Raw genomic sequence first — 24,380 nt, forward strand, 5'->3', positions numbered from 1 at the left:
TTTTATGCGTGTGATGCAGTGTCTTTTTCCTTGAGCTAACGTCGAAGCAGTGCCAAGACCTAATGTGGGAGCGAGCCTGCTCGCGATAGCGGTAGATCAGTCAACATATGTGTTGAATGTAAATCCGTCATCGCGAGCAGGCTCGCTCCCACAGGAATTATGTACTCCGCATCTACATCACAAGGACCTGCATGTCGTTCATCCACACCAACATCATCCACATCCTCGCCGCGCTCTGGTTTGTCGTCTGCTGGGGTGGCTATACCCGTTACGCGACATGGAAGGGCCGCGACACCGCGTGCCTGGCCAGTGTGTTGCACCTGTATCGCGAAGACTGGATGCGCCGCATGCTGTTGCGCGACAACCGCATTGCCGATGCCAGCGTGATCGGTAACCTGGAGCGCAATGCCTCGTTCTTCGCCTCCAGTACGCTGATTATCCTGGCCGGTATTCTCACGGTATTGGGTGCGTCCGACAGAGCTGTGTCGTTGCTGGCGGATATCCCGATGGTGCAACAGGCTTCCCAGGGGATGTCGGAGATCAAGTTGTTGTGCCTGGCGCTGGTGTTTGTCTATGCGTTCTTTACCTTTAGCTGGTGCATGCGTCAGTACAACTTTGCGGCGATTCTCGTGGGCTCGGCGCCGATGATCGGCGAGCGCCATGTGTCCGAGCAAGAGCGTAAAGCCTTCGCTTCTCGAGCCGCCCGTGTCATCTCCATGGCGGCCAACCAGTTCAACTTCGGGCTGCGTTCCTATTACTTTGGCATGACCATGCTGGCGTGGTTCGTCAGCCCCTGGTTGTTCATGTTGATGAGTGCCGGCGTCGTGCTGGTGTTGTATCGCCGCGAGTTTCACTCCGACGTTCTTGATGTGATGGTCTATACCCCTACGGAGGCGCCATTGCCTGAAGCAATCAAGGAGGCTGCTTGATGAGTATTCCGTTCTGGTGTGTGTTTATCAGCGCATTGTTGATTTTCGTGGCAAAGATCCCGGTGGCCAAAGCCATGAACGAGCAGGGTGGTTATAACAATCACCTGCCGCGCCAACAGCAGGCGCAACTTGCAGGCTTCGGTGCCCGTGCATTGGCGGCCCATCAGAACAGTTTCGAGGCGTTCTTGTTGTTTGCGGTAGGGGTGTTGATGGCGCACACCACGCAGACGGCGGGATGGCTGATCGATACGCTGGCGATCATCTTTGTGATCACGCGCATCCTATATCTGTTGTGCTATTGGGCGGACTTGGCCTGGCAGCGCAGCCTGGTGTGGTTCGTCGGCTTAGTGTGTTCATTGTTGTTGATGATTAGTCCGACTTTTAGGACGATTTTGATCTAATACTGCATTGCAAACAAAAGCCGCAGACAAAAGAAAACCCGCACTTGGCGGGTTTTCTTTTATCACTAAAAACGCTGTTAGTTTTTAGGCGCTTCTGGAGCGGCTTCTTTTACCGCTGCTGCGTTCGATTCGGCCTGAGCTTTGGCAGCTTCGGCGTTTTCTTTTGCTGCCTCGTTCACTTTATCCTGAGCTTCGCTCATTTTTTCCTGAGCTTGCTCGGCATGTTTGGTGGCATCTTGAGCTTTGTCCTCGGATTTTTTATCGCAGGCAGCGAGACCGAGGGAAGCGGTCAACATCAAGGCAATAGCTAAAGTCTTACGCATGGGGTGTTTCTCCTGATGGAAAGTATCTACTGGCCTTTCGAGCACAGCCGACAGCTTTAAGTTCCTCAATTCGTTCAGATATATAAGTTTGTTTTGCTGCGGAACTTTTACCCACTAGCCTGCTACTTTGCCCGGACTCTAAGAAGAGTTTTATCAAATGGCCGAAAACCCCGTTTTTGAGCGTGCGACGCGATTTCTGTCGGCATTGCGCCATTGTCAGGTACTCGGCATGCGAGTTCACAGCGCCAGCAGCGAAGGGCTGACGGTGATTCTGCCGTACAGCCCGCAGATCGTCGGCAATCCGCAAACCGGGGTGATTCATGGCGGAGCGTTGACCTCGCTGATGGACACCGCCTGCGGCATGGCGACCCTTTGCGTGCTGCCCGAGTTTGAAGTCTGCCCGACGCTCGACTTGCGCATCGACTACATGCACGCCGCCGAACCGCACAAGGACGTTTACGGCTTCGCCCAATGCTACCGAGTGACCACCGACGTGATCTTTGCGCGCGGTTTTGCCTATCAGGACGACCCCGAACAGCCCATCGCCCATGTGGTGGGCACCTTCATGCGTATGGGCAAGGGCATCAAAGGCACCAAAGGTTTTGCCGGTGCCATAGCTGGAGGTGCGAAATGACCGACTCGTTCAAGGAGCAACTTCAACAGGCCCATGCGCAGGGGGACTACGCGTCTCTGCTGCACCTGATTCCCTACGCCAGGCTGATCGGCGTCGAATGTTCGCGTGTCGGGGATGAGCTGCTGTTTCGTCTGCCGGCCAACAAGGACAATATTGGTAATCCTTTATTGCCGGCGATTCATGGCGGGGTGATTGCCGGGTTCATGGAGCTGTCGGCGGCACTGCACCTGCTGATCTTCACCGGCTCGCCCGGCGTGCCGAAGATTATCGACTTTTCCCTCGACTACCTGCGCGCGGGGCAGTTTCGCGATACCTGGGCCAGATGCCAGGTGTGCCGTCAGGGGCGTCGGGTGGCAAACGTGGCGATTACCGCCTGGCAAAGCACTGAAGCCGAGCCCATTGCCACGGCCCGCGCTCATTTCAAAATTGAAGAGCCCTTGAAATCCTGATCTCAGCCCCCAACTCAGATGACAACCCGCCGCCGACCCTCAAGGTCGCGGCTTATGCCATCTGATTGGAGTTTGATGACCATGAGTGTGGAAACTCAAAAGGAAACCCTGGGCTTCCAGACCGAGGTGAAGCAACTGCTGCACCTCATGATCCATTCGCTGTATTCCAACAAGGAAATTTTCCTTCGCGAATTGATCTCGAACGCCTCTGACGCTGTCGACAAATTACGCTTTGAAGCGCTGGCCAAGCCTGAATTGCTGGAAGGTGGCGCTGAACTGAAAATCCGTGTGAGCTTCGACAAAGACGCTAAAACCGTCACCCTCGAAGACAACGGCATCGGCATGAGCCGTGAAGACGCGGTCACCCATCTGGGTACCATCGCCAAGTCCGGCACTGCCGATTTCATGAAACACCTGTCTGGCGATCAGAAAAAAGACTCGCACCTGATTGGTCAATTCGGTGTCGGTTTCTACTCGGCCTTCATCGTCGCCGATAAAGTCGACGTATTCAGCCGCCGTGCCGGCCTCGCTGCCAGCGAAGGCGTGCACTGGTCGTCCAAGGGCGAAGGCGAATTCGAAATCGCCACCGTCGAGAAAGCCGACCGTGGTACCCGCATCGTCCTGCACCTGAAGTCCGCTGAAGACGAATTCGCCGATGGCTGGCGTCTGCGCAACATCATCAAGAAGTACTCCGACCATATCGCTTTGCCGATCGAGCTGCCGAAAGAAGTGGCCGCTGCCGAAGGCGAAGAGCAGCCGGCCGCCGAGTGGGAAACCGTCAACCGCGCCAGCGCCCTGTGGACTCGTCCTCGCACTGAAGTGAAAGACGAGGAATACCAGGAGTTCTACAAACACGTCGCTCACGATTTCGAAAACCCGCTGAGCTGGAGCCACAACAAGGTCGAAGGCAAGCTCGAGTACACCTTGCTGCTTTATGTACCGACCCGTGCGCCATTCGACCTGTACCAGCGTGAAGCGCCGAAAGGCCTGAAGCTGTACGTGCAGCGTGTGTTCGTCATGGATCAGGCCGAGTCGTTCCTGCCGCTGTACCTGCGCTTCATCAAAGGCGTGGTCGACTCCAACGACCTGTCGCTGAACGTGTCGCGGGAAATCCTGCAGAAAGACCCGATCATCGATTCCATGAAGTCGGCGCTGACCAAGCGCGTTCTGGACATGCTGGAAAAACTGGCGAAGAACGAGCCTGAGCAATACAAAGGCTTCTGGAAGAACTTCGGCCAGGTCATGAAAGAAGGCCCGGCAGAAGACTTCGCCAATAAGGAAAAAATTGCTGGCCTGCTGCGTTTCGCGTCCACTCAGGGCGACGACGGCGAGCAAGTTGTGGGTCTGGCCGACTACCTGGCTCGCGCCAAGGAAGGTCAGGACAAGATCTACTACCTGACCGGCGAGACCTACGCGCAAGTCAAAAACAGCCCGCACCTGGAAGTCTTCCGCAAGAAGGGCATCGAAGTGCTGCTGCTGACCGACCGCATCGATGAGTGGCTGATGAGCTACCTCAACGACTTCGACGGCAAGAGCTTTGTCGACGTGGCACGCGGTGACCTGGACCTCGGCAACCTGGACTCGGAAGAGGACAAGAAAGCTGCGGAAGAAGTCGCCAAGTCCAAAGAAGGCCTGGTTGAGCGTCTGAAGACTGCACTGGGCGACTCCGTTGCTGAAGTGCGGGTCTCCCATCGTCTGACCGATTCCCCGGCGATTCTGGCCATCGGCGAGCAGGACCTGGGCCTGCAAATGCGTCAGATCCTGGAAGCTAGCGGTCAGAAGGTTCCGGATTCGAAGCCGATCTTCGAATTCAACCCGGCTCACCCGCTGATCGAAAAACTCGACAACGAGCAGAGCGATGAACGCTTTGGCGACCTGTCGCACATTCTGTTCGATCAGGCGGCCCTGGCGGCCGGCGACAGCTTGAAAGACCCGGCCGCTTATGTGCGCCGTCTGAACAAGCTGTTGGTTGAACTGTCGGTTTAACCGCGTTGTATAAAAACCCGCTTCGGCGGGTTTTTTCATTCTGGTGCTTTTTTACTGGGAGTAAGTCATGAGCCAAATCACTGTTCGTTCCGTCGTCTATCAGATCGATGGCCAGTCGTATGAAAGCCGTCTGGCCTTCGATGCCGATCATAAAGGCCCGCGCCCGGGTCTGTTGATGGCGCCGAACTGGATGGGCGTCAGCGTCGGCGCCGAAGAGATCGCCAGGTCGGTGGCCTCCAAGGGCTACGTGGTGTTGATCGCGGACCTCTACGGTCAAGCGGTTCGTCCGCAGAACGGCGATGAGGCGGGCGCGGCAATGATGCCGTTGAAGAATGATCGCGCCTTGCTGCGTAAACGCATGCAGGCGGCCTTCGAACAGCTGCAAGGGCAGGGCGAGGCGGCTGTCGATACTTCGAAGCTGGCGACCTTCGGTTTCTGCTTTGGCGGTTGCTGTGCGCTGGAACTGGCGCGTACCGGGGCACCGGTGAAAGCGGCGGTGTCGTTCCACGGCACATTGGATACGCCGAACGTGAACGATGCGAAAAACATCAAGGGCTCGGTGCTGGTACTGCATGGCGCTGCCGATCCGTTGGTGCCGAAAGCGCAACTGCCGGCGTTCGAAGCTGAAATGAATGCCGCCGGGGTGGATTGGCAATTGCTGAGCTACGGCGGCGCGGTGCATTCGTTCACCGATCCCCGTGCCAATGTGCCGGGCAAGATGATGTATGACGCAAAAACGGCTGCTCGGGCGTTCATGTCGATGCACAATCTGCTGGATGAAGTGTTTAAGGGCTGATCGCTGTTTTTTGCCCCGGCACTCTCGGTGTTAGTGTGGGCCACATCGCGAGCAGGCTCGCTCCCACATTAGATCTGCAGCGCACACCGAATTTGTGCACGAGTGCGATCCATTGTGGGAGCGAGCCTGCTCGCGATGGCGGTGATACTAACGCCGAAGATCCGAAGGCAGTTCGATCCGCTCGCTTTCCCCCGGCACTGTCGGCCAATCCCCGGCCGCCCAGCGCCGACGTGCTTCATCGATCATCGCCGGATCACTGGCTACAAAGTTCCAGTTGATCCGTCGCGGCCCATCAAGCGGCGCGCCACCAAACAGCACGGCATGACAGTCGCTCTCGGCGAACAGTGTCATCTCTTCCCCGGCCGGCAACACCACCAGCGAGTGCGGCTCCAGCAGCTCGCCATCCAGTTGCGCTTCACCGCTCAGCACATACAGTGCCCGTTCTTCATGCTCGGTGGGAATCAGCAATGTGGTCGCCGTTTGCAGGTTCAATTCGGCATACAGCGTAGGAGAAAGCACCGGGACCGGCGATTCGAGGCAAAAGCCTGACCCGGCGATCATCCGTATCTTCACGCCAAGGTTATCTCTGACGGGCAACGTGGCAGCCGGATGGTGGCTGTAGTGTCCTGGGCCGTGTTCACGATCCTTGGGCGAAGCCAGCCAGATCTGTAAGCCGTGCATCGTAAATTCGCTGTCTTTCAATGGTTCGGGTGTGCGTTCGACGTGGGCGATTGCGCTACCCGCCGTCATCCAGCTGACATCGCCGGCATTCACCACCTGATCGGAACCGAGGCTGTCCTTGTGCTGGATTTGCCCTTCGAACAGGTAGGTGAGGGTGGACAGGCCGATGTGTGGATGCTGGCGGATGTTCATGCCTTTGCCCGCCGGATAACGGGTTTCGAGCATGTGGTCGAAAAACACGAAAGGCCCGACGTTGCGGCATTTGGCTGACGGCAACGGGCGAAGAATCGGCTGCCCTTCGACATCTTCGGCGCGAGGGCGGATCACGAGCGGAGTGTTCATGGTGCATTCCAGGCTGAGCGGGTGACGCAGGGAGCATAACCCGCTTGCGCAGCCCTTGCCGCTATTGGCTGAAGGCACCTTCGGACAGATGGGTTTCGATGCTGACTTCAGAGGTGGTCATCAGCTTGTGTACCGGGCAGCGGTCGGCCACGCGGTGCAGTTCGTCACGCTGGGCGTCGGTTAGCACACCCTTGAGCGTGAGTTCGACGTGCAGGGCGTATTTGCCTTTCTGCTCTTCACTGTTGTCGCGCTTGACCTCAACCTCGACGCCCGTCAGCGGGATGCCCTTTTTCCTGGCATACATTTTCAGCGTCAGGGCCTTACAGGCACCCAGGGCTGCGTCGAAGTAGTCGTGTGGTTCAGGCGCCGTGCCTTCGCCGCCAGAGGTTTTCGGCACATCGGCAAAAAGTTCGTGGTCATCGATCTGGACGCTGTGACGAAAACCTTCGGCGGAGACGGTGTTGACGGTAACGGTCATAAGAAACCTCGCAGGCATTGGGAAATGTCATTCGATCAAAAAAGACCCTGAAGTTATAGAGCATCCCTTCAAATTCGCGTTCCACTTTCTTGTCGGGCGATCCTGCCTGGTGTTGTCGCGAAGTGACCACAATCCTGTGGCGAGGGGGCTTGCCCCCGTTCGACTGCGAAGCAGTCGTAAACCCATTGCATGCGGTTTAACTTTGAAATCCCGGGGTCGCTTCGCAACCCAACGGGGGCGAGCCCCCTCGCCACAGGATTGTGCTGAACCCAAGGTTGTCATCGTCCTGTCACCCCGGCGTCATACCCTCGCGCTCATCTCAATCAAGGAGCGCACCATGCACCTCACCCGTTTAGCCGCCCTGGCCACAATGATGTTCGCCAGTGGTCTGGCCTGTGCCGAAGTCCGCGTCGAAGGCCCGGTGGAATACGGCGTGTTCGCTGGTCCGAAAGCCGAACTGCAATCGGGCGAGCGAGTTTTGCGCCGCAGCAATGAACAGATCCAGCAAACCGAAATCGTCCCCGCCAAACTTGGCACCAAGTTCGGTATGCGTTACCAGTTGGCCGGCAAGGTCGCCGAAGACCAACCGCTGACTTTGCTCTATTTCACGCCGGGCATCCGTACTCCGGATGGCGTGCGTCACGACAAACTGGAAGTGACTCAGAAACTGGTGCCCGGTGCTCCGCAGGACCTGATGGCCTTCGAGTTCACCGAAAGCCATGAAGTCGTTCCCGGAGAATGGCGTTTCATGGTGTTCCAGGGGGACCGTCTGCTGGCCCAACAACGCTTTACCGTGCGCTGATCGCTCTCGCCCAGCCAAATGCCAGACGAAAAAAAGCCCCGCGTTTGCGGGGCTTTCATGTTGGTGCGGATCAGCTGCCTTTGACCGTCTTGCCGTTGACCGTACCGTCGAGGAGCATGATGTTGTACTCCTTGCCGTCGGTTTCGACCTGTTGCAAACGAACCAGCAGGTAATCCCAGTCCTTGGCGAACCACAGGACGGTGATGCGCTTGCTTTGTGTCGGGTCGCGCACGCGCTCGACCTTGATTGCATCGATCTGGCCAGCCTTGGTGTCGACTTTTTCCGAACCCAGCACGCGGAAGTCATAGGTATCGACTTCGCCGCCATCGACGACCGGGTAGCTCATGGTCTTTTTGCCGGCCGCCACATCATGCTGCAAGGCCAGTTGATAGGTGGATTTGTCGACCATGCCGCGATTGAGCGGGATCTTGACCGGATCGCCGCGATCGGTGCCGGTGACCATCTTTGTGGTCCAGTCGAAGTCCAGGTCAGCCTTCTTGGCTTTGCCCAGGCCGCCACGTTCGAAGTGGTAGGACTGCGGCAGCAGGGTGTCCTTGTCCAGGGTCAGGGTGCTTTCTTCAGTCAGGCTGGCGATCATCATCGACGCCTTGAAGCTGAGTTTCCAGACGCCGTTGGCTTGCTTGGTCAGGCTGCGTTCAGCCGTGCCGCTCATGGGCAGCTGCTTCCAGTCGGCGGTGTAGCTGGCGGAGAAGGGTTGAAGGTCTGCAGCCTGCGCAAACGGCAGGGCGAGCAGAGCGCAAGCGAAGAGCAGGGCGCGACGCATAAAATCTCCTAGGTTCGAATCAAGTGGCCGCTGGCCGCGAGTAACTGTCCGTCCAGTAAAGCACCTTGTTCGCCGAGTGATAAACGACCTTCGGCAAACCAGCGTACGGCCATCGGGTAAATCAGGTGTTCCTGGGTATGGACTCGCTGCGCCAGACTCTGCGGCGAATCGTGCAACTCTACCGGTATTACTGCCTGTACGACCAGTGGTCCGCCATCGAGTTCCTCGGTGACGAAGTGCACGGAACAGCCGTGTTCAGTATCGCCGGCCTCCAGCGCGCGCTGATGAGTGTGTAACCCTTTGTATTTGGGTAGCAGCGAGGGATGGATATTGAGCAGGCGACCCTGATAGTGGCGCACGAAGCCAGCGCTGAGAATGCGCATGAAGCCGGCCAGTACCACGAGTTTGGGGTTGAAGGCGTCGATCAGTTCGATCAGCGCGGCATCGAAGGCCTCGCGACCTTCGAAAGCCTTGTGATCCAGGGTGCGGGTGTCGATACCCGCGTCCCTGGCGCGTTGCAGGCCGTAGGCGTCGGCGCGGTTGGAAATCACCGCAGCGATGCGGGCCGGGCTGTCGCCGGTCCGCGTGCTGTCGATCAAGGCCTGCAAGTTACTGCCAGTGCCGGACAACAGCACCACCACATCACAGGTCTGGGACATCAATGAGCCTTGAGGTTCTTCAGTTCAACCTGGGCCGCGCCTTCGGCAGCGGTGGCGATCTGACCAATGACCCAAGGCTGCTCGCCGGCTTCACGCAACACGTTCAGCGCGGTTTCAACGTGCTCTTGAGCAACGCAGATAACCATGCCGACGCCGCAGTTCAGCACGCGGTGCATTTCGTTTTCGTCGACGTTGCCTTTCTCTTGCAGCCAGTCGAACACGGCAGGACGGGTCCAGCTCGCGACGTCAACCACCGCTTGTGCGCCTTTTGGCAGAACGCGCGGGATGTTGTCCAGCAGGCCACCACCGGTGATGTGGGCCATGGCTTTGACGGCGCCGGTTTCCTTGATCAGCTTGAGCAGCGGCTTCACGTAGATACGGGTCGGGGCCATCAGCAGGTCGGTCAGCGGTTTGCCGTCGAGCTGGATGTTTTCGATGTCTGCACCGGACACTTCGATGATCTTGCGGATCAGCGAGTAGCCGTTGGAGTGCGGGCCGGAAGACGGCAGGGCGAGCAGGGCATCGCCGGCAGCGACTTTGGAACCGTCGATGATTTCGGACTTTTCCACGACGCCGACGCAGAAGCCGGCCAGGTCGTAGTCTTCGCCTTCGTACATGCCCGGCATTTCAGCGGTTTCACCGCCGACCAGGGAACAGCCGGACAGTTCACAGCCAGCGCCGATGCCGGTCACGACCTGGGTCGCGGTTTCGACGTTCAGTTTGCCGGTGGCGTAGTAGTCGAGGAAGAACAGCGGCTCGGCGCCGCAGACCACCAGGTCGTTCACGCACATGGCAACCAGGTCGATGCCGATGCTGTCGTGCTTGTTCAGGTTCAGCGCCAGGCGCAGTTTGGTGCCGACGCCGTCAGTGCCCGAGACCAGTACCGGTTGCTTGTAACCGGCCGGGATTTCGCAGAGGGCGCCGAAACCGCCCAGGCCGCCCATGACTTCCGGGCGCGCAGTGCGCTTGGCGACGCTCTTGATGCGTTCGACCAATGCTTCACCGGCGTCGATGTCTACACCGGCGTCCTTGTAGCTCAGGGAGGGTTGCTTGCTCATGATCCAGGCCTTTAGGGGGGATTCAGGGGTAACGACCGAGTCCAGTGGGACCGCCGAAACAGACGAAGGCGTGTGCCATCCGCGAATTTCAGGGTGCCCGGCTGTTGCCGGTCTGCGAAGGCGCGCGATTTTATCAGGCTTGAGGGGCAGCGGCCATCCTCGTGCCGACGGGCAGGGGCATATCGCGTTAAAAAAACCGATATTGCCCGTGTTGGTGACGTCCCGGATGGCTGTATAAGGTATCGACGTTAACCGTCTATCGTTATGACAGTGCGAAAACTTACCGGGATCGGGTGAATGTTTTGCTTGAACGTGTGGTCAACAGACCCTTGGTTCAATCATCTTCACGCGGTCTGTTCCAGCCGCTCTTGTCGTCAGGAATCTTTTTATGCGTTTTCTTAAATTCTTGTTCGTGGGCTGTTTATCCATGGTTAGCCTGACCAGTCATGCCGAAACCGTCAAAGGCCTCTATCAAGTGCGCGAGCCTGTCAGCAGCCAGACGCCGGAGGAACGCGATCAGGCGACTCAGCGGGCTCTGGATACGTTGGTGTTGCGCCTGACCGGCGACCCCAAGGCGGCGCAGAGCCCGGGGCTGGCGACCGTGCGCAAAGACCCTCAGCAGATTATCAGTCAGTTCGGTTATGACGCCGGGCCGCCGGAGGTGTTGAAGGTCGATTTCGATCCGGCCGCCACCGAACAGGCCTTGCGGCGTGCCGGGTTGGCCGTGTGGGGTGCCAACCGGCCATCGATTCTCGGTTGGTGGTTGAACGAATCCACCGAAGGTTCGAGCCTGGTCGGCGATGGTCAGGCCAGCGCTACGCCACTGCGTCGAGCGGCTCAGCATCGTGGGCTGCCGCTGCGTTTGCCACTGGCGGACCTGAATGAGCAGATTGTCGCCACTGCGCCGAATCTGGAAAGTGCAGACCCTGCGCCGCTGCAAGGAGCATCCGACCGTTACAATGCCGATGCCTTGCTGGCGGTGCATGCCCGTGAAGAGGGTGGCCAATGGCAAGCCAAGTGGCGTTTGTGGTTGGGCGATCAGAAAGAAGCCGGTAGCGTGCAGGGTGCCGATACCGCCGCGCTGGCCGATGCGGTGATGTTGGCGGTCAGCCAACGCCTGGCGCCGCGTTTTGTCGCCAAGCCGGGGGCCTCGAGCGAGCAATTGCTGGAAGTGCAGGGGATGAGTCTGGAGCGTTATGCGACGCTCGGGCGTTTGCTGGAACCTTTTGGCGCACGTCTGCAAAGTGTCGACGGCGACCGCGTGCTTTATCGGGTCAACGGCAGCCCCGAGCAACTGCGGGCGCAGTTGTCTTTGGCCAAGTTGCAGGAAATTCCGGCCGGTGAAGCGCCGGCGCCCGCGACGCCTGTTCAACCCGTGGCGGCTGGCTCGACACCGGTCGCGGCGCCCGCCCCGGCACTGACGCCGCAGTTACGTTTTCGCTGGTAGTTTTTCTTTATATAGAAGCAGGAGTGGTACATGGCCGATACACGGCGTTGGTTCTGGCTCGGTGGGGTGGTCCTGCTTTGCGCGTTTGTTTACCTGTTGCACCCGATCCTGACGCCGTTCCTGGTGGCGCTGTTGCTGGCCTATCTGTTCGACCCGTTGGTGGATCGGCTGGAGAAGTACGGCCTGTCGCGGACCTGGGGTGTGGTGGCGGTGTTCGCGTTGTTCACATTGATTGTCACCGCGCTGCTGTTGGTGTTGGTGCCGATGCTCGCCAAGCAGCTGTTTCGCTTGTACGAACTGGCGCCGCAGATGCTCGATTGGTTGCAGCACACCGCATTGCCGTGGGCGCAATCGAAATTTGGGCTGTCGGATAATTTTTGGAAATTCGACAAGCTCAAGGCGGCGATCAGCGAGCATATGGGCCAGACCACCGACATTGTCGGCGTGGTGCTGAGTCAGGCGACGGCTTCAGGTCTTGCACTGATTGGCTGGTTGGCCAATCTGGTGCTGATTCCGGTGGTGAGTTTTTATCTGCTGCGCGACTGGGACCTGATGATGGCCAAGATCCGCAGCCTGCTGCCCCGTGATCGTGAAGAGCGCGTGATGTCCCTGGCGGGAGAGTGTCATGAAGTGCTCGGGGCGTTCGTGCGCGGGCAGTTGCTGGTGATGCTGGCGCTGGGCGTGATCTATGCCGCAGGCTTGATGATCGTCGGGCTGGAGTTGGGGCTGTTGATCGGTCTGATTGCCGGGTTGGCGGCGATCGTGCCGTACATGGGGTTCGTCATCGGAATTGGTGCGGCATTGATTGCCGGTCTGTTCCAGTTCGGTGGCGATTTGTATCCCATGATCGGTATTGTCGCGGTGTTCATGGTCGGCCAGGCGCTGGAAGGCATGGTCCTGACGCCGTTGCTGGTGGGTGACCGGATCGGCCTGCACCCGGTGGCGGTGATCTTCGCGATCCTGGCCGGCGGCGAACTGTTTGGTTTTACCGGTGTGTTGCTGGCGTTGCCAGTGGCGGCGGTGATCATGGTCCTGGTGCGTCACGTACACGATTTGTATAAGGACTCGGATATCTACGGCGGTGCCGACGAACTTGAGCCATAAGGTTTTTGATCGTTCGTAGCGGGCATTCCGGTTTCATGCCAGGTTTGCCCGTATCCCTCGTGTGGCTGTCACATGCGCCGCCAAAGAGCCTGGTTAACGCAAACCTTTGATTTTGCTTGTGGTCTGTCGCATTGTGCGGTCAGCCTCACGGGTATAAACTTCGCAAACTTTACACAGAGGCCACTAACGGTTCCTTTGGAACTGTTCAGTCAGCATGAAACCGATTCAGCTGCCCCTAGGTGTGCGTCTGCGTGATGACGCTACCTTTATCAATTACTACCCAGGCGCCAATGCCGCTGCACTCGGCTATGTCGAGCGGCTCTGCGAAGCCGACGCCGGCTGGACGGAAAGCCTGATTTACCTCTGGGGCAAGGACGGGGTAGGGCGCACGCATTTGTTGCAGGCGGCGTGTCTTCGCTTCGAACAACTGGGGGAGCCGGCGGTGTACCTGCCGTTGGCCGAGTTGTTGGACCGTGGCATCGAAATCCTCGACAACCTCGAACAATACGAACTGGTCTGCCTGGACGATCTGCAGGCGGTCGCCGGCAAGGCGGATTGGGAAGAGGCGCTGTTCCATCTGTTCAATCGTCTGCGTGACAGCGGCCGGCGTCTGCTGATCGCCGCCTCGACATCCCCGCGCGAACTGCCGGTGAAGCTGGCAGACCTCAAGTCGCGGCTGACACTGGCACTCATCTTCCAGATGCGGCCACTTTCTGACGAAGATAAATTGCGTGCCTTGCAGTTGCGCGCATCCCGTCGCGGCCTGCACCTGACGGACGAAGTCGGGCATTTTATCTTGACCCGCGGTACCCGCAGCATGAGTGCGCTTTTCGAGCTGCTTGAACGCCTCGATCAGGCCTCCCTTCAAGCCCAGCGCAAGCTGACAATCCCGTTCCTGAAAGAAACCCTTGGTTGGTAAAGACCTGATCAAACCCAGGTTTTACGCGGGTTCCGGCATATTCCAGGCGTCAACAAATCCGCTTTCCTGCAAGAGTGCAGGCTGCGCAAAGGTTCAAAATGGGCTTAAGCGCTTAGATGTAAACGAGAAACCGATAAGTCACATAAAGATCGATTGAATTTGCAAATGAGGTTGATAGCGGGCATAGTCGCGGCTTCTTTAGAAACTATCAGCCACGGTCGTGCCCATGCTAAATCGCTTCGCACCCCTCGTGCCTCTCGCACTCGTCACCCTGTTGTTCGGTTGCGCTGCTCACTCTCCAGTGTCCCAGCAAGCGCCACAACAGCAGGTTTCAAATTCAAATTCAGTTACCGCGCAGTCTTCTTCCGTTCTTTTCCAGGAAGAGCTGGCCACCGATAAAGAACTGGCAGACTTTGCCGGCGGCAAGTCGTACCAGCTTCCGGTTCTGGCCGACAGCATCCTCGAACGTGGCATGTCCCTGATCGGTACCCGTTACCGTTTCGGCGGCACCTCCGAGGCTGGTTTCGACTGCAGCGGCTTCATCGGTTATCTGTTTCGTGAAGAAGCGGGCATGAACCTGCCGCGCTCCACCCGCGAAATGATCAACGTTGACGCTCCTCTGGTTGCCCGCAGCGCCCTCAAACCGGGTGACCTGCTGTTCTTCGCCACCAATGGCCGTCGCGGTCGTGTCAGTCACGCCGGGATCTACCTGGGTGATAACCAGTTCATCCATTCCAGCAGCCGCAAAAGCGGTGGTGTCCGGATCGATAGCCTGGGCGACAGCTACTGGAGCAAGACCTTCATCGAAGCCAAGCGCGCACTCGCGATGGCGCCGACTACGGCCCCGGCTATCGTCACTGCACGCAAGTAAGCGGACAGTTTGTAAGGCGAACTTAAAGTCTTACTTGAAGTTTGCCGCGTAGCCGCTAGAATCCTGATCTATTATTGATGGCAAACCGCCTGCGTTCTGCGCAGGCGGTTTTCTTTTCTACCCTCTCGGTGGAAAAAGCCGCAGCCAGATCAGGATGTTCTGTTTATGACGATGTCGGCCCGCCTCGCACTCATGTTCTTCGCAGCGCTGCTCAGCGCCTGCGCCAGCCGCACACCGCCACCTGCGCCGGTGGTCCGCGCTCCGATTGTTTTCGGTCCTTCCCAAGCCTTTTCCCCTGCGGCAGAAGACGTGTTGTTTCGCGCTCTGGGTCTGGTGGGAACGCCTTATCGCTGGGGCGGCAACACGCCGGATTCCGGGTTCGATTGCAGCGGTCTGATCGGTTACGTCTATCGCGATGTCGCAGGCATTTCCTTGCCGCGCTCCACCCGCGAGATGATCGGCATGCAGGCCCCTAGTGTCGGCAAGGAAGGCCTGCAAACCGGTGACCTGATTTTCTTCGCCACCAATGGTGGCTCCCAGGTCAGCCACGCCGGGATCTACGTCGGCGAAGGCCGCTTCGTCCACGCGCCAGCCACGGGCGGCACGGTCAAGCTGGACAGCTTGTCCAAGGCTTACTGGCAGAAAGCCTACCTGAGCGCCAAGCGCGTCTTGCAACCCGAGCACTTGGCACATAATCCGTAGCGGAAGTTGTCATGACCGCTCGCTTGAAGGATGACTCGCGCTGGGCGATAGGTTGGCGCTGTGCAAAAACTGTAGGAGCGAGGCTTGCCCGCGAAGGCGGTAGCACAGTCAACATTGATATCGACTGACACACCGCTTTCGCGGGCAAGCCTCGCTCCTACGGTCAGAGCTGATTACTTGGCTGCTGAAACGCGCCACACCTTGTTCCCGACATCATCCGCCACCAGCAAGCCTCCTTGCTGATCGATCACAACACCCACCGGCCGGCCCATGGCTTTTTCCTCATCGTTGAGGAAACCAGTGAGCACATCCACCGGTTGCCCGGTCGGTTTGCCGGCGCTGAACGGCACGAAAATCACTTTGTAGCCACTGTGTGGCTTGCGGTTCCACGAGCCGTGCTGGCCGATGAATGCACCTTGAGTGAACGGCGCGGGCAGTTTGCTGCCTTCGGCAAACGTCAGGCCCAGTGACGCGGTATGTGGCCCCACCGCATAGTCCGGGGCGATGGCCTTGGCCACCAGATCGGGTTTTTGCGGTTCGACGCGAATGTCGACGTGTTGGCCGTAATAGCTGTAAGGCCAACCGTAGAACCCGCCGTCCTTCACTGAGGTGATGTAGTCCGGCACGAGGTCACTGCCGATTTCGTCACGCTCGTTGACGGCGGTCCACAGTGCGCCGCTCTGAGGCTCCCAGGCCAGACCGTTTGGATTACGAATCCCCGAGGCGAAGATCCGATGATTGCCGGTGGCGCGATCCACTTCCCAGATCGCCGCGCGGCCTTCCTCCTGATCCATGCCGTTTTCACCGACGTTGCTATTCGAGCCCACGGTGACGTACAGCTTGCTGCCATCCTTGCTGGCGATGACGTTTTTGGTCCAGTGATGATTCAGCGTGCCGCCCGGCAGGTCGACTACCTTGATCGGCTGCGACTTGATCGCCGTCTCACCGTTTTCATAGTGGAAACGCAGCAGGCGATCAGTGTCGGCGACGTACAGGTCATTGCCGACCAGGGTCATGCCGAAGGGCGAATTGAGGTTTTCCAGGAATACCGTGCGGGTTTCGGCGACGCCATCGTGGTCCTTGTCCCGCAGCAGGGTGATGCGGTTCGGGCTGGGGACGCCGGCACCGGCGCGGCCCATGACTTTGCCCATGACCCAGCCGCGAATGCCTTGGCCATCATCGGGTTTGGGCGGTGCGTTGGTTTCGGCCACCAGCACATCGCCGTTGGGTAATACGTAGAGCCAGCGCGGATGGTCGAGGCCTTCGGCAAACGCCGCCACTTGAGTCCCTGCCGCGGCGACGGGTTTCTTGTCTTCAGGCCAGCCGATCGCCGGGGCGATGTTCACCGTCGGGATCAGGGTTTTATTCGGTTCTGGCAGCTTGGGCGACGGTCCGGTGCCGTCCGAGACTTGCAGGCTGGAGGTTTCACCACAGGCGGCGAGCCCTCCGGCGAGCGCGATGATGAAAACGAGCTGGGGTTTGCGCATTACTGATCTTCCCTATGAATGCATTGACGTAATCATAGAGAAGCGTAGACGTTCGATGGTTCAACCCGTCAGCCGCGGGCTTCCTTGAATAATACGGCGATCCCTGGATGGTAGTTGCCGGCTTCATTGCGCAACTTGCGGTAGGCGTAAGGGAAATACCAGGCCACGGCGCAGGTATGTTCCTTTTGCAGGTCGTCGACCATGTCCTGGAGTTCTTCCGGGGTGGCGCTGTGTTGGGCTTTTTGTGGCGCGACAAACAGACAGCCGAGTTTCAGATCGCTGGCGTAGCTGATTCGCTTCGCGTCACTGGTGATGTCCGCCAGTGCCTGGGTCAGGTTCAGGCTATTGACCCGCGGCCAGCGCTGGGTGGCCTGGAGATACGCGCGTTCTTCGCTGCTGGCGATAAACAGATCGGCGCGGGCGTTGCGTTCGCCTTCTTCGGTCTGTTTGCGTGTCGACGTTTGTTGCAGCGTGACCATTTCTGCCATCCAGACCGCGGCGGAGAGCAGCCCGAGGTTGGCTTTTTCGTCGTACCAATAAGGTGTGTCGTTATCGCCGCGTACAGCGTTGTAGCGGTCGATACAGTCAAACCAGCGTTCCAGCACCGGCCGCAGGAATTCCAGCTTCGGATTGCTGATGATCATGCCTTGCATGTGGCTCACCCTTGTTATTGTGTTGTGAGGTTGTGGCTCTTTGATATCACTGCTGGCAGTGTGGCACAAGATTGGCGTCAGTTAATTGATCGACGGCAGTTATTCGCTCAGCGGTGTCCCGGCTTTAATTGACGCTCCACCCCCAACCCTCTAACCTTCGCGGCTTGTTTCAGGTGCTCTGTGACCTTGGTCGACAGAGTGAAACAGGGAAGCCGGTGAGTGAATTTCTTCCAGCGAAGAATGATCACGATCCCGGCGCTGCCCCCGCAACGGTAAATGAGTAAAAGCTGCGCGAGGGCCTGTCATCAGTTTTTTCCTATACCGCGTTGAGGTCTGAAAGCGGACCAGGCAAGGCGCAGTCCGCTGGTAATGGTTGTTCCCTTACCAGGGACTGCAACGCAGTCTGGTCCGCTTTCAGACACAACCCGAAGGGCCGGGCCTGCTGTGGCGCAGGGCTGCGTTGCTCGGAGCTTGTTTGGAATGACCAAACCACGCTCCTCGCGCCTTGCCCTGCACCACAGCAGGCCCGGCGCGGTATAGGAAAAAGCTGATGACAGGCCCTAGCCACTGTGTTGATGTCAACATGGGAAGGCGCGCAGTCAGGCGCAAGCCGCTCATGAGCCCGGAGACCGGCCTGATTCATCCAACGGCATCACGGTGGGCGATGCCAGGCTTCTTGCCGTCTATTCTTGTGCCTGCCCGCCGTTATCCAGCCTCAACGGAGAGCTCCCCCATGACTGATACCCCCGATCGTGACGAACGCCATCTGGCGCGCATGCTGCGCAAAAAAGCGGTGATCGACGAACGCATCGCCAACTCCCCGAATGAATGCGGCCTGCTGCTGGTGCTGACTGGCAATGGCAAAGGCAAAAGCAGCTCGGCGTTCGGCATGCTTGCACGGGCCATGGGCCACGGCATGCAGTGCGGCGTGGTGCAGTTCATCAAGGGGCGCACCAGCACCGGCGAGGAGCTGTTCTTCCGGCGCTTCCCGGAGCAGGTGCGTTTTCATGTGATGGGCGAGGGCTTCACTTGGGAAACCCAGGATCGCCAGCGCGACATCGCCGCCGCCGAAGCCGCCTGGGCGGTGTCCCGCGAATTGCTGCGTGATCCGGCCATTGGCCTCGTGGTGCTTGATGAGTTGAACATCGCCCTCAAGCACGGCTACCTCGATCTCGATCAGGTGCTCAGCGACTTGCAGGCCCGTCCGCCGATGCAACATGTGGTGGTCACCGGTCGTGGCGCCAAACCGGAGATGATCGAGCTGGCCGACACCGTCACTGAAATGGGCATGGTCAAGCACGCCTTCCAGGCCGGAATCAAAGCGCAAAAAGGCGTCGAGTTGTGAGTCAACCACGTCATTGCCCGGCGGTACTGATCGCCGCGCCGGCCTCCGGTCAGGGCAAGACCACCGTCACCGCCGCGCTGGCCCGTTTGCATCGCAATCAGGGGCGCAAGGTTCGCGTGTTCAAATGCGGCCCGGACTTTCTCGATCCGATGATTCTCGAGCGCGCCAGCGGTGCACCGGTCTATCAACTCGACATGTGGATGGTCGGTGAGCAAGAAAGTCGGCGTCTGTTGTGGGAGGCCGCTGGCGAAGCCGATCTGATCCTCATCGAAGGCGTCATGGGGCTGTTCGACGGTACGCCGTCCAGCGCCGACCTGGCGCGGCACTTCGGTGTGCCGGTGCTCGGCGTGATCGACGGCACCGCGATGGCGCAGACGTTTGGCGCGCTGGCCCTGGGCCTTGCGCGTTATCAGCCGGATTTACCGTTTGCCGGTGTGCTGGCCAACCGGGTCGGCACTGTGCGCCATGCGCAATTGCTCGAAGGCAGCCTGACTGAAGGTTTGCGCTGGTACGGAGCGTTGTCCCGGGAGACCGGGATCGAATTGCCGAGTCGGCATCTTGGCCTGGTTCAGGCCAGCGAGCTGAATGATCTGGATCTGCGTCTCGATGCGGCGGCCGAGTCACTGGCCAGCAGTTGCGATGTGGCGCTGCCGCCGGCGGTGGAATTCGCCGCGCCTGAAATGATCGCGGCCGAACCATTGCTGGCCGGTGTGCGGATTGCTGTAGCCCGCGACGAAGCCTTCGCGTTTACCTACGGCGCGAGCCTGGATCTGCTGCGGGCCATGGGCGCCGAATTGTCTTTTTTCTCGCCGATCCGCGACAGCGGGTTGCCGGAGGCGGACAGCCTCTATCTGCCGGGCGGTTACCCCGAATTGCACCATGTGGCGTTGTCACAAAACACGCCGATGCTGACCGCGATCCGCGCTCACCACGCGGCGGGCAAACCGTTGCTGGCCGAGTGTGGCGGCATGCTGTATCTGCTGGATTCCTTGACCGATGTCGAGGGCACTCGCGCTGAACTGGTTGGCTTGCTGGCCGGTGATGCGGTGATGCAGAAGCGTCTTGCCGCGTTGGCCTTGCAGGCGGTCGAATTGCCGGAAGGTTTGCTGCGTGGGCACACGTATCACCACTCGCTGACCAGCACCGGGCTTGAGCCGATTGCTCGAGGTTTGAGCCCCAATGGCGGGCGAGGGGCGGAGGCGGTTTATCGTGAGGGGCGGATGACGGCTTCTTATGTGCACTTTTATTTCCCGTCCAATCCATCGGCGATTGCCGCGCTGTTTGTGCCTGACCTTGAGGACGCCTTCGCGAGCAAGCCCGCTCCCACATTGGATCACCTAAACCCTGTTGGAGCGGGCTTGCTCGCGAAGAGGCCATGACCGACAACGCATTCAGTGAGGTCGAACGCGCAGCCGTCTACCGAGCCATCAGCGAACGCCGCGACATGCGTCACTTCAGCGGCGGCACAGTCGAGCCCGAGTTACTTCGTCGTCTGCTCGAAGCCGCGCACCAAGCCCCGAGTGTCGGCCTGATGCAGCCCTGGCGTTTCATCCGCATCAGCGACCGGGCACTGCGCGGCAAGATTCAGCAGCTGGTGGAAGAAGAACGCATCCGCACCGCCGAAGCCCTCGGCGAGCGCTCCGACGAATTCATGAAGCTCAAGGTCGAAGGCATCAACGACTGCGCCGAGGTGCTGGTCGCCGCGCTGATGGATGATCGTGAGCGGCATATCTTCGGCCGTCGTACGCTGCCGGAAATGGACATGGCCTCGCTGTCTTGCGCCATCCAGAACCTTTGGCTGGCGTCCCGCGCCGAAGGCCTGGGCATGGGTTGGGTGTCGCTGTTCGAGCCGCAAGCGCTGGCGGACTTGTTGGGTTTACCGAGCGGGGCCAAGCCTTTGGCTGTTCTTTGCCTGGGGCCGGTCAAGGAATTCTATCCGGCGCCGATGTTGGTACTCGAAGGTTGGACGCAGGCGCGTCCACTCAGCGAGTTGCTGTATGAAAATTATTGGGGAGTGAGTCAATGAGTGTGGCGTTGTTGAGTGTCGCCGCGGTCGCGCTGGATGCGCTGCTGGGTGAACCCAAACGCTGGCATCCGCTGGTGGCGTTCGGTCGTGTTGCCGATCGCATCGAGCAACGTTTCAACTCCGGTGGTCGTGGCTGGCGCAGTCACGGGGTTACGGCCTGGGTGATGGCGGTCGTACCGCTGACCTTGCTGGCCACCGCACTTTCCTGGGCGCCTTATGTCGGTTGGATTGTCGAGATTCTCGTGCTCTATTGCGCCCTCGGCATGCGCAGCCTTGGTGAACACGTTGAGCCGGTGGCCAAGGCCCTTCGCAGTGATGATCTGATCGAGGCGCGTAAACGCGTTGGTTATCTGGTCAGCCGTCAGACCAGCGAACTGGATGAAACCGAAGTCGCCCGCGCCGCCACCGAGTCGGTGCTGGAGAACGGCAGTGATGCGGTATTCGCCGCGCTGTTCTGGTTTGCCGTGGCGGGTGCGCCCGGCGTGGTGCTCTATCGCCTGAGCAACACCCTCGATGCGATGTGGGGTTATCGCAACGATCGCTTCGAACGTTTCGGTTGGGCCGCGGCGAAGATCGATGATGTTCTCAATTACATTCCCGCACGCCTGGTGGCGTTGACCTACGCTCTGCTGGGCAAAACCCGACTGGCGCTGAAGTGCTGGCGTACCCAGGGTCCGACCTGGGACAGCCCGAATGCCGGGCCGGTGATGGCCGCCGGTGCCGGCGCGCTGGGTGTCGAGTTGGGCGGGGCGGCGATCTATCACGGTGAACTGCATCAGCGTCCGCAGTTGGGCGAAGGCGTGCCGGCGGATGCCGATTCCATCGACCGTGGCTGGCAATTGGTCCAGCGCGGGGTATGGTTATGGCTGCTGATTCTCTGCGTGGGGGCTGAATTCTATGCTTGAACACGGTGGCCGCTTGCGCAAGGCGGCGCTTGAATACGGCATTGCCGAAGCCGATTGGCTCGACCTGTCCAGTGGCCTCGCGCCCTGGCCATTCCCGGTCCCGGACATCCCGCTACGGGCCTGGGCGCGGTTGCCGGAAACCGATGACGGACTGGAGCAGGCTGCCTGCGACTATTACGGTGCGGCTCAAGTGCTGCCGGTGGCCGGGTCGCAAATGGCGATCCAGTTGTTGCCGCGTTTGCGTCGGGCCGGCAAGGTTGGCGTGCTGTCGCCGTGTTACGCCGAACACGCCGAAGCCTGGCGTCGCAATGGTTACATCGTGCGTGAAGTGCTGGAGTCGGAAGTCGATTTCTTTCTCGACAGCCTCGATGTGCTGGTGGTGGTCAATCCGAACAATCCCACGGGGTTGAGCCTGACTCCGGCTCGTCTGCTGGACTGGCATTCGCGGCTGGCCCAGCGCGGTGGCTGGCTGGTGGTGGACGAGGCGTTCATGGACAACACCCCGCATTTGAGTCTGGCGCCGTTCGCCAATCAGATCGGCTTGATCGTATTGCGCTCCTTCGGCAAATTCTTCGGCCTGGCCGGTGTGCGACTGGGGTTTGTGCTGGCCGAGCGCAAGTTGCTAAAGCTGCTGGCCGAACAGGTCGGGCCTTGGGCGGTCAGCGGTCCGACCCGAGTGCTGGGTCAGGCGTGTCTGACGGATACGGACGGGCATACTCGACAGCGCATTCGTACTGACGAGGCCGGCGAGCGTCTGGCGTTGCTGCTTGAGCAGTACGGTTTCAAACCTCAGGGCGGCTGCGCATTGTTCCAATGGCTGATCACCGAGTGCGCCGAAGCGCTGCATGAATTCATGGCCCGGCGGGGCATTCTGCTGCGGTTGTTCACCCACAACAGCAGCGTGCGGTTTGGCTTGCCGGCGGATGAGGCGGATTGGCTGCGTCTCGAGCAAGCGCTTGAAGCTTACGTTAAGGAAGCGCAATGACTACATTGAAGGTGCAGGGCGCGACTTTGATGGTGCAGGGCACGACATCGGACGCCGGCAAAAGCACGCTGGTGACGGCGCTGTGTCGCTGGGTGATGCGCCAGGGTGTGAGTGTCGTGCCGTTCAAGCCGCAGAACATGGCTCTCAATAGCGCGGTGACTGCTGACGGTGGCGAGATTGGCCGTGCTCAAGCGGTGCAGGCCCAGGCCGCCAACCTCGAACCGCACACCGACATGAACCCGGTCCTGCTCAAACCCAATAGCGATACCGGCGCCCAAGTGATCATTCATGGTCGCGCGGTTACCACCATGAATGCCGTCGCCTATCACGACTACAAAGCCATCGCCATGCAAGCGGTGCTGGCCTCTCATAAACGGCTGAGCGCAGCGTATCCGGTGGTGATGGTCGAAGGGGCGGGTTCGCCGGCAGAGATCAACCTGCGCGCCGGCGACATCGCCAATATGGGGTTTGCCGAGGCGGTGGACTGCCCGGTCGTACTGATTGCCGACATCAATCGCGGTGGAGTTTTCGCGCATTTGGTCGGTACGCTGGAGCTGCTGTCGCCCAGCGAGCAGGCAAGGGTCAAAGGCTTCATCATCAACCGTTTTCGCGGCGACATCGCCTTGCTGCAACCAGGCCTCGATTGGCTGGAGGAGCGCACCGGCAAACCGGTGATCGGCGTTTTGCCGTATGTGATGGACCTGCATCTTGAGGCCGAGGACGGTCTCGATCAGCGTCAGACCGACAAGGCCGATCAAGTATTGAAAGTGGTGGTGCCAGTACTGCCGCGTATCAGCAATCACACCGATTTCGATCCGCTGCGCCTGCATCCGCAAGTGGACCTGCAATTCATCGGCCCCGGCCAGGCGATTCCGCCAGCCGACCTGATCATTCTTCCGGGCTCGAAAAGCGTGCGCAGTGACCTCGCGTACTTGCGGGCCAATGGTTGGGGCACGGCTATCTCGCGGCACTTGCGCTATGGCGGAAAAGTGCTGGGGATCTGCGGCGGTCTGCAAATGCTCGGCGAGCAGGTGCACGACCCGCTGGGCCTTGAAGGCGCGCCGGGTTCCAGTGCCGGTTTGGGCTTGCTGGCGTTCGAAACGCAGCTCGAAGAAGAGAAGCAGTTGCGCAATGTGCGTGGGCGCTTGGCACTGGAAAATGCGCAGGTCAGTGGCTATGAAATTCATGCCGGCGTGACCACCGGGCCGGCCTTGGAAAACGCCGCCGTGCAGCTCGACGATGGTCGCTGCGATGGCGCGCAAAGTGCCGATGGGCAGATTTTCGGCACGTACCTGCATGGCCTGTTCGAGTCACCGGCGGCGTGCAGTGCGCTGTTGCGCTGGGCCGGTTTGCAGGATGTGCAGGAAGTGGATTACCACGCCTTGCGCGAGCGCGATATCGAGCGATTGGCGGATTTGGTGGAGAAGCATTTGGATACTTCGTTGCTGCGTGAGCTCTGTGGTTTTTGAGGTGGTTTTGAGGGCGCCTTCGCGGGCAAGCCTCGCTCCTACAGGTTTTGTATCGTTCACATTATTACGATTCGACGCTCATCCGTAGGAGCGAGGCTTGCCCGCGAAGAGGCCCGCCCCGGCACCGCACATTTTAAGGAATAAA

26 protein-coding genes and 1 riboswitch are annotated in these 24,380 nt (G+C 59.6%); of the genes, 18 read left to right on the forward strand and 8 right to left on the reverse strand.

What is annotated here, in order from left to right; genetic code table 11:
- The first annotated feature begins 191 nt into the window (after positions 1 to 191).
- Together PMI30_RS04195 and PMI30_RS04190 are read left to right on the forward strand one after the other, a co-directional pair.
- Positions 192 to 929, forward strand: coding sequence for a DUF599 domain-containing protein (locus tag PMI30_RS04195; protein WP_008013859.1), 738 nt, complete (start codon positions 192 to 194; stop codon positions 927 to 929).
- Positions 929 to 1,330 carry an MAPEG family protein gene (locus tag PMI30_RS04190; RefSeq protein WP_008013861.1) on the forward strand — a complete coding sequence of 134 codons (402 nt, stop codon included), beginning with the start codon at positions 929 to 931 and terminating at the stop codon, positions 1,328 to 1,330. The genes PMI30_RS04195 and PMI30_RS04190 overlap by 1 nt, the downstream gene beginning before the upstream one ends.
- A 77-nt stretch (positions 1,331 to 1,407) precedes the next feature.
- Here the strand turns inward: PMI30_RS04190 and PMI30_RS04185 are convergent, their stop codons facing one another.
- The gene (locus tag PMI30_RS04185; RefSeq protein ID WP_007898971.1) at positions 1,408 to 1,653 is read right to left on the reverse strand and encodes a hypothetical protein; all 246 of its coding nucleotides are present in this window, start codon (positions 1,651 to 1,653) and stop codon (positions 1,408 to 1,410) included.
- A 157-nt stretch (positions 1,654 to 1,810) separates the two neighbouring features.
- Here PMI30_RS04185 and PMI30_RS04180 point away from each other — a divergent pair, with 157 nt between their 5' ends.
- The 4 genes from PMI30_RS04180 (at position 1,811) to PMI30_RS04165 (ending at position 5,518) form a co-directional block, all read left to right on the forward strand.
- Positions 1,811 to 2,287 carry a PaaI family thioesterase gene (locus tag PMI30_RS04180; protein ID WP_008013863.1) on the forward strand — a complete coding sequence of 159 codons (477 nt, stop codon included), beginning with the start codon at positions 1,811 to 1,813 and terminating at the stop codon, positions 2,285 to 2,287.
- On the forward strand, positions 2,284 to 2,736 hold the full coding sequence (locus PMI30_RS04175; RefSeq protein ID WP_007898966.1) for a PaaI family thioesterase: 453 nt from the start codon (positions 2,284 to 2,286) through the stop codon (positions 2,734 to 2,736). The genes PMI30_RS04180 and PMI30_RS04175 overlap by 4 nt, the downstream gene beginning before the upstream one ends.
- An 81-nt stretch (positions 2,737 to 2,817) precedes the next feature.
- Entirely contained in the window at positions 2,818 to 4,722 is a 1,905-nt protein-coding gene (gene htpG / locus PMI30_RS04170) for a molecular chaperone HtpG (protein ID WP_008013865.1), read from the forward strand.
- 67 nt (positions 4,723 to 4,789) lie between these two features.
- Positions 4,790 to 5,518, forward strand: a complete 729-nt coding sequence (locus PMI30_RS04165) for a dienelactone hydrolase family protein (protein ID WP_008013868.1) — start codon at positions 4,790 to 4,792, stop codon at positions 5,516 to 5,518.
- Between the two features lie 147 nt (positions 5,519 to 5,665).
- Here PMI30_RS04165 and PMI30_RS04160 read toward each other — a convergent pair whose 3' ends face one another.
- Positions 5,666 to 6,541, reverse strand: a complete 876-nt coding sequence (locus PMI30_RS04160) for a pirin family protein (RefSeq protein ID WP_008013870.1) — start codon at positions 6,539 to 6,541, stop codon at positions 5,666 to 5,668.
- A 61-nt stretch (positions 6,542 to 6,602) separates the two neighbouring features.
- Entirely contained in the window at positions 6,603 to 7,019 is a 417-nt protein-coding gene (locus PMI30_RS04155) for an OsmC family protein (protein ID WP_007898961.1), read from the reverse strand.
- Positions 7,020 to 7,356: 337 nt separating this feature from the next.
- Between PMI30_RS04155 and PMI30_RS04150 the strand changes: the two genes are divergently transcribed.
- Entirely contained in the window at positions 7,357 to 7,821 is a 465-nt protein-coding gene (locus tag PMI30_RS04150) for a DUF3859 domain-containing protein (protein ID WP_008013872.1), read from the forward strand.
- A gap of 70 nt (positions 7,822 to 7,891) precedes the next feature.
- Here the strand turns inward: PMI30_RS04150 and PMI30_RS04145 are convergent, their stop codons facing one another.
- The 3 genes from PMI30_RS04145 to purM are packed head-to-tail and all read right to left on the reverse strand — an operon-like array spanning position 7,892 to position 10,322.
- On the reverse strand, positions 7,892 to 8,605 hold the full coding sequence (locus PMI30_RS04145; RefSeq protein ID WP_008013875.1) for a DUF3108 domain-containing protein: 714 nt from the start codon (positions 8,603 to 8,605) through the stop codon (positions 7,892 to 7,894).
- Positions 8,606 to 8,613: 8 nt separating this feature from the next.
- Entirely contained in the window at positions 8,614 to 9,264 is a 651-nt protein-coding gene (purN, locus tag PMI30_RS04140; protein WP_008013876.1) for a phosphoribosylglycinamide formyltransferase, read from the reverse strand.
- Positions 9,264 to 10,322, reverse strand: a complete 1,059-nt coding sequence (purM, locus tag PMI30_RS04135; RefSeq protein WP_008013877.1) for a phosphoribosylformylglycinamidine cyclo-ligase — start codon at positions 10,320 to 10,322, stop codon at positions 9,264 to 9,266. The genes purN and purM overlap by 1 nt, the downstream gene beginning before the upstream one ends.
- A 388-nt stretch (positions 10,323 to 10,710) precedes the next feature.
- Between purM and PMI30_RS04130 the strand changes: the two genes are divergently transcribed.
- From PMI30_RS04130 to PMI30_RS04110, 5 genes are all read left to right on the forward strand, one after another.
- Positions 10,711 to 11,769: a DUF2066 domain-containing protein gene (locus PMI30_RS04130; protein ID WP_008013878.1), complete on the forward strand. Its 1,059-nt coding sequence runs from the start codon at positions 10,711 to 10,713 to the stop codon at positions 11,767 to 11,769.
- 30 nt (positions 11,770 to 11,799) lie between these two features.
- Positions 11,800 to 12,873: an AI-2E family transporter gene (locus PMI30_RS04125; RefSeq protein WP_008013879.1), complete on the forward strand. Its 1,074-nt coding sequence runs from the start codon at positions 11,800 to 11,802 to the stop codon at positions 12,871 to 12,873.
- A gap of 214 nt (positions 12,874 to 13,087) precedes the next feature.
- Entirely contained in the window at positions 13,088 to 13,792 is a 705-nt protein-coding gene (hda, locus tag PMI30_RS04120; RefSeq protein ID WP_007898944.1) for a DnaA regulatory inactivator Hda, read from the forward strand.
- 226 nt (positions 13,793 to 14,018) lie between these two features.
- Positions 14,019 to 14,663 (forward strand): C40 family peptidase, encoded by a 645-nt coding sequence (locus tag PMI30_RS04115; RefSeq protein WP_008013880.1) that lies wholly within the window; start codon positions 14,019 to 14,021, stop codon positions 14,661 to 14,663.
- A gap of 165 nt (positions 14,664 to 14,828) precedes the next feature.
- Positions 14,829 to 15,365 carry a C40 family peptidase gene (locus PMI30_RS04110; RefSeq protein WP_007898942.1) on the forward strand — a complete coding sequence of 179 codons (537 nt, stop codon included), beginning with the start codon at positions 14,829 to 14,831 and terminating at the stop codon, positions 15,363 to 15,365.
- A 173-nt stretch (positions 15,366 to 15,538) separates the two neighbouring features.
- Here PMI30_RS04110 and PMI30_RS04105 read toward each other — a convergent pair whose 3' ends face one another.
- Positions 15,539 to 16,852: a PQQ-dependent sugar dehydrogenase gene (locus PMI30_RS04105; RefSeq protein ID WP_008013881.1), complete on the reverse strand. Its 1,314-nt coding sequence runs from the start codon at positions 16,850 to 16,852 to the stop codon at positions 15,539 to 15,541.
- Positions 16,853 to 16,920: 68 nt separating this feature from the next.
- A complete protein-coding gene (locus tag PMI30_RS04100; protein ID WP_008013882.1) occupies positions 16,921 to 17,505 on the reverse strand; it encodes a hypothetical protein in 585 nt (194 codons plus the stop codon).
- Between the two features lie 154 nt (positions 17,506 to 17,659).
- A riboswitch (cobalamin riboswitch) is annotated at positions 17,660 to 17,822 on the forward strand.
- A 416-nt stretch (positions 17,823 to 18,238) separates the two neighbouring features.
- Here PMI30_RS04100 and cobO point away from each other — a divergent pair.
- The 6 genes from cobO to PMI30_RS04070 are packed head-to-tail and all read left to right on the forward strand — an operon-like array spanning position 18,239 to position 24,235.
- Positions 18,239 to 18,850, forward strand: a complete 612-nt coding sequence (gene cobO, locus PMI30_RS04095) for a cob(I)yrinic acid a,c-diamide adenosyltransferase (RefSeq protein WP_008013883.1) — start codon at positions 18,239 to 18,241, stop codon at positions 18,848 to 18,850.
- A complete protein-coding gene (locus PMI30_RS04090) occupies positions 18,847 to 20,229 on the forward strand; it encodes a cobyrinate a,c-diamide synthase (RefSeq protein WP_008013885.1) in 1,383 nt (460 codons plus the stop codon). The genes cobO and PMI30_RS04090 overlap by 4 nt, the downstream gene beginning before the upstream one ends.
- On the forward strand, positions 20,226 to 20,876 hold the full coding sequence (bluB, locus tag PMI30_RS04085) for a 5,6-dimethylbenzimidazole synthase (protein ID WP_008013886.1): 651 nt from the start codon (positions 20,226 to 20,228) through the stop codon (positions 20,874 to 20,876). Before PMI30_RS04090 ends, bluB begins: the two co-directional genes overlap by 4 nt.
- Positions 20,873 to 21,781, forward strand: a complete 909-nt coding sequence (gene cbiB, locus PMI30_RS04080) for an adenosylcobinamide-phosphate synthase CbiB (RefSeq protein WP_008013889.1) — start codon at positions 20,873 to 20,875, stop codon at positions 21,779 to 21,781. The genes bluB and cbiB overlap by 4 nt, the downstream gene beginning before the upstream one ends.
- Positions 21,774 to 22,766, forward strand: coding sequence for a threonine-phosphate decarboxylase CobD (cobD, locus tag PMI30_RS04075; protein WP_008013892.1), 993 nt, complete (start codon positions 21,774 to 21,776; stop codon positions 22,764 to 22,766). The genes cbiB and cobD overlap by 8 nt, the downstream gene beginning before the upstream one ends.
- Positions 22,763 to 24,235 carry a cobyric acid synthase gene (locus tag PMI30_RS04070; RefSeq protein ID WP_008013894.1) on the forward strand — a complete coding sequence of 491 codons (1,473 nt, stop codon included), beginning with the start codon at positions 22,763 to 22,765 and terminating at the stop codon, positions 24,233 to 24,235. Before cobD ends, PMI30_RS04070 begins: the two co-directional genes overlap by 4 nt.
- The last annotated feature ends 145 nt before the right edge of the window (positions 24,236 to 24,380 follow it).

Source organism: Pseudomonas sp. GM50, from assembly GCF_000282375.1.
Taxonomy (GTDB): domain Bacteria; phylum Pseudomonadota; class Gammaproteobacteria; order Pseudomonadales; family Pseudomonadaceae; genus Aquipseudomonas.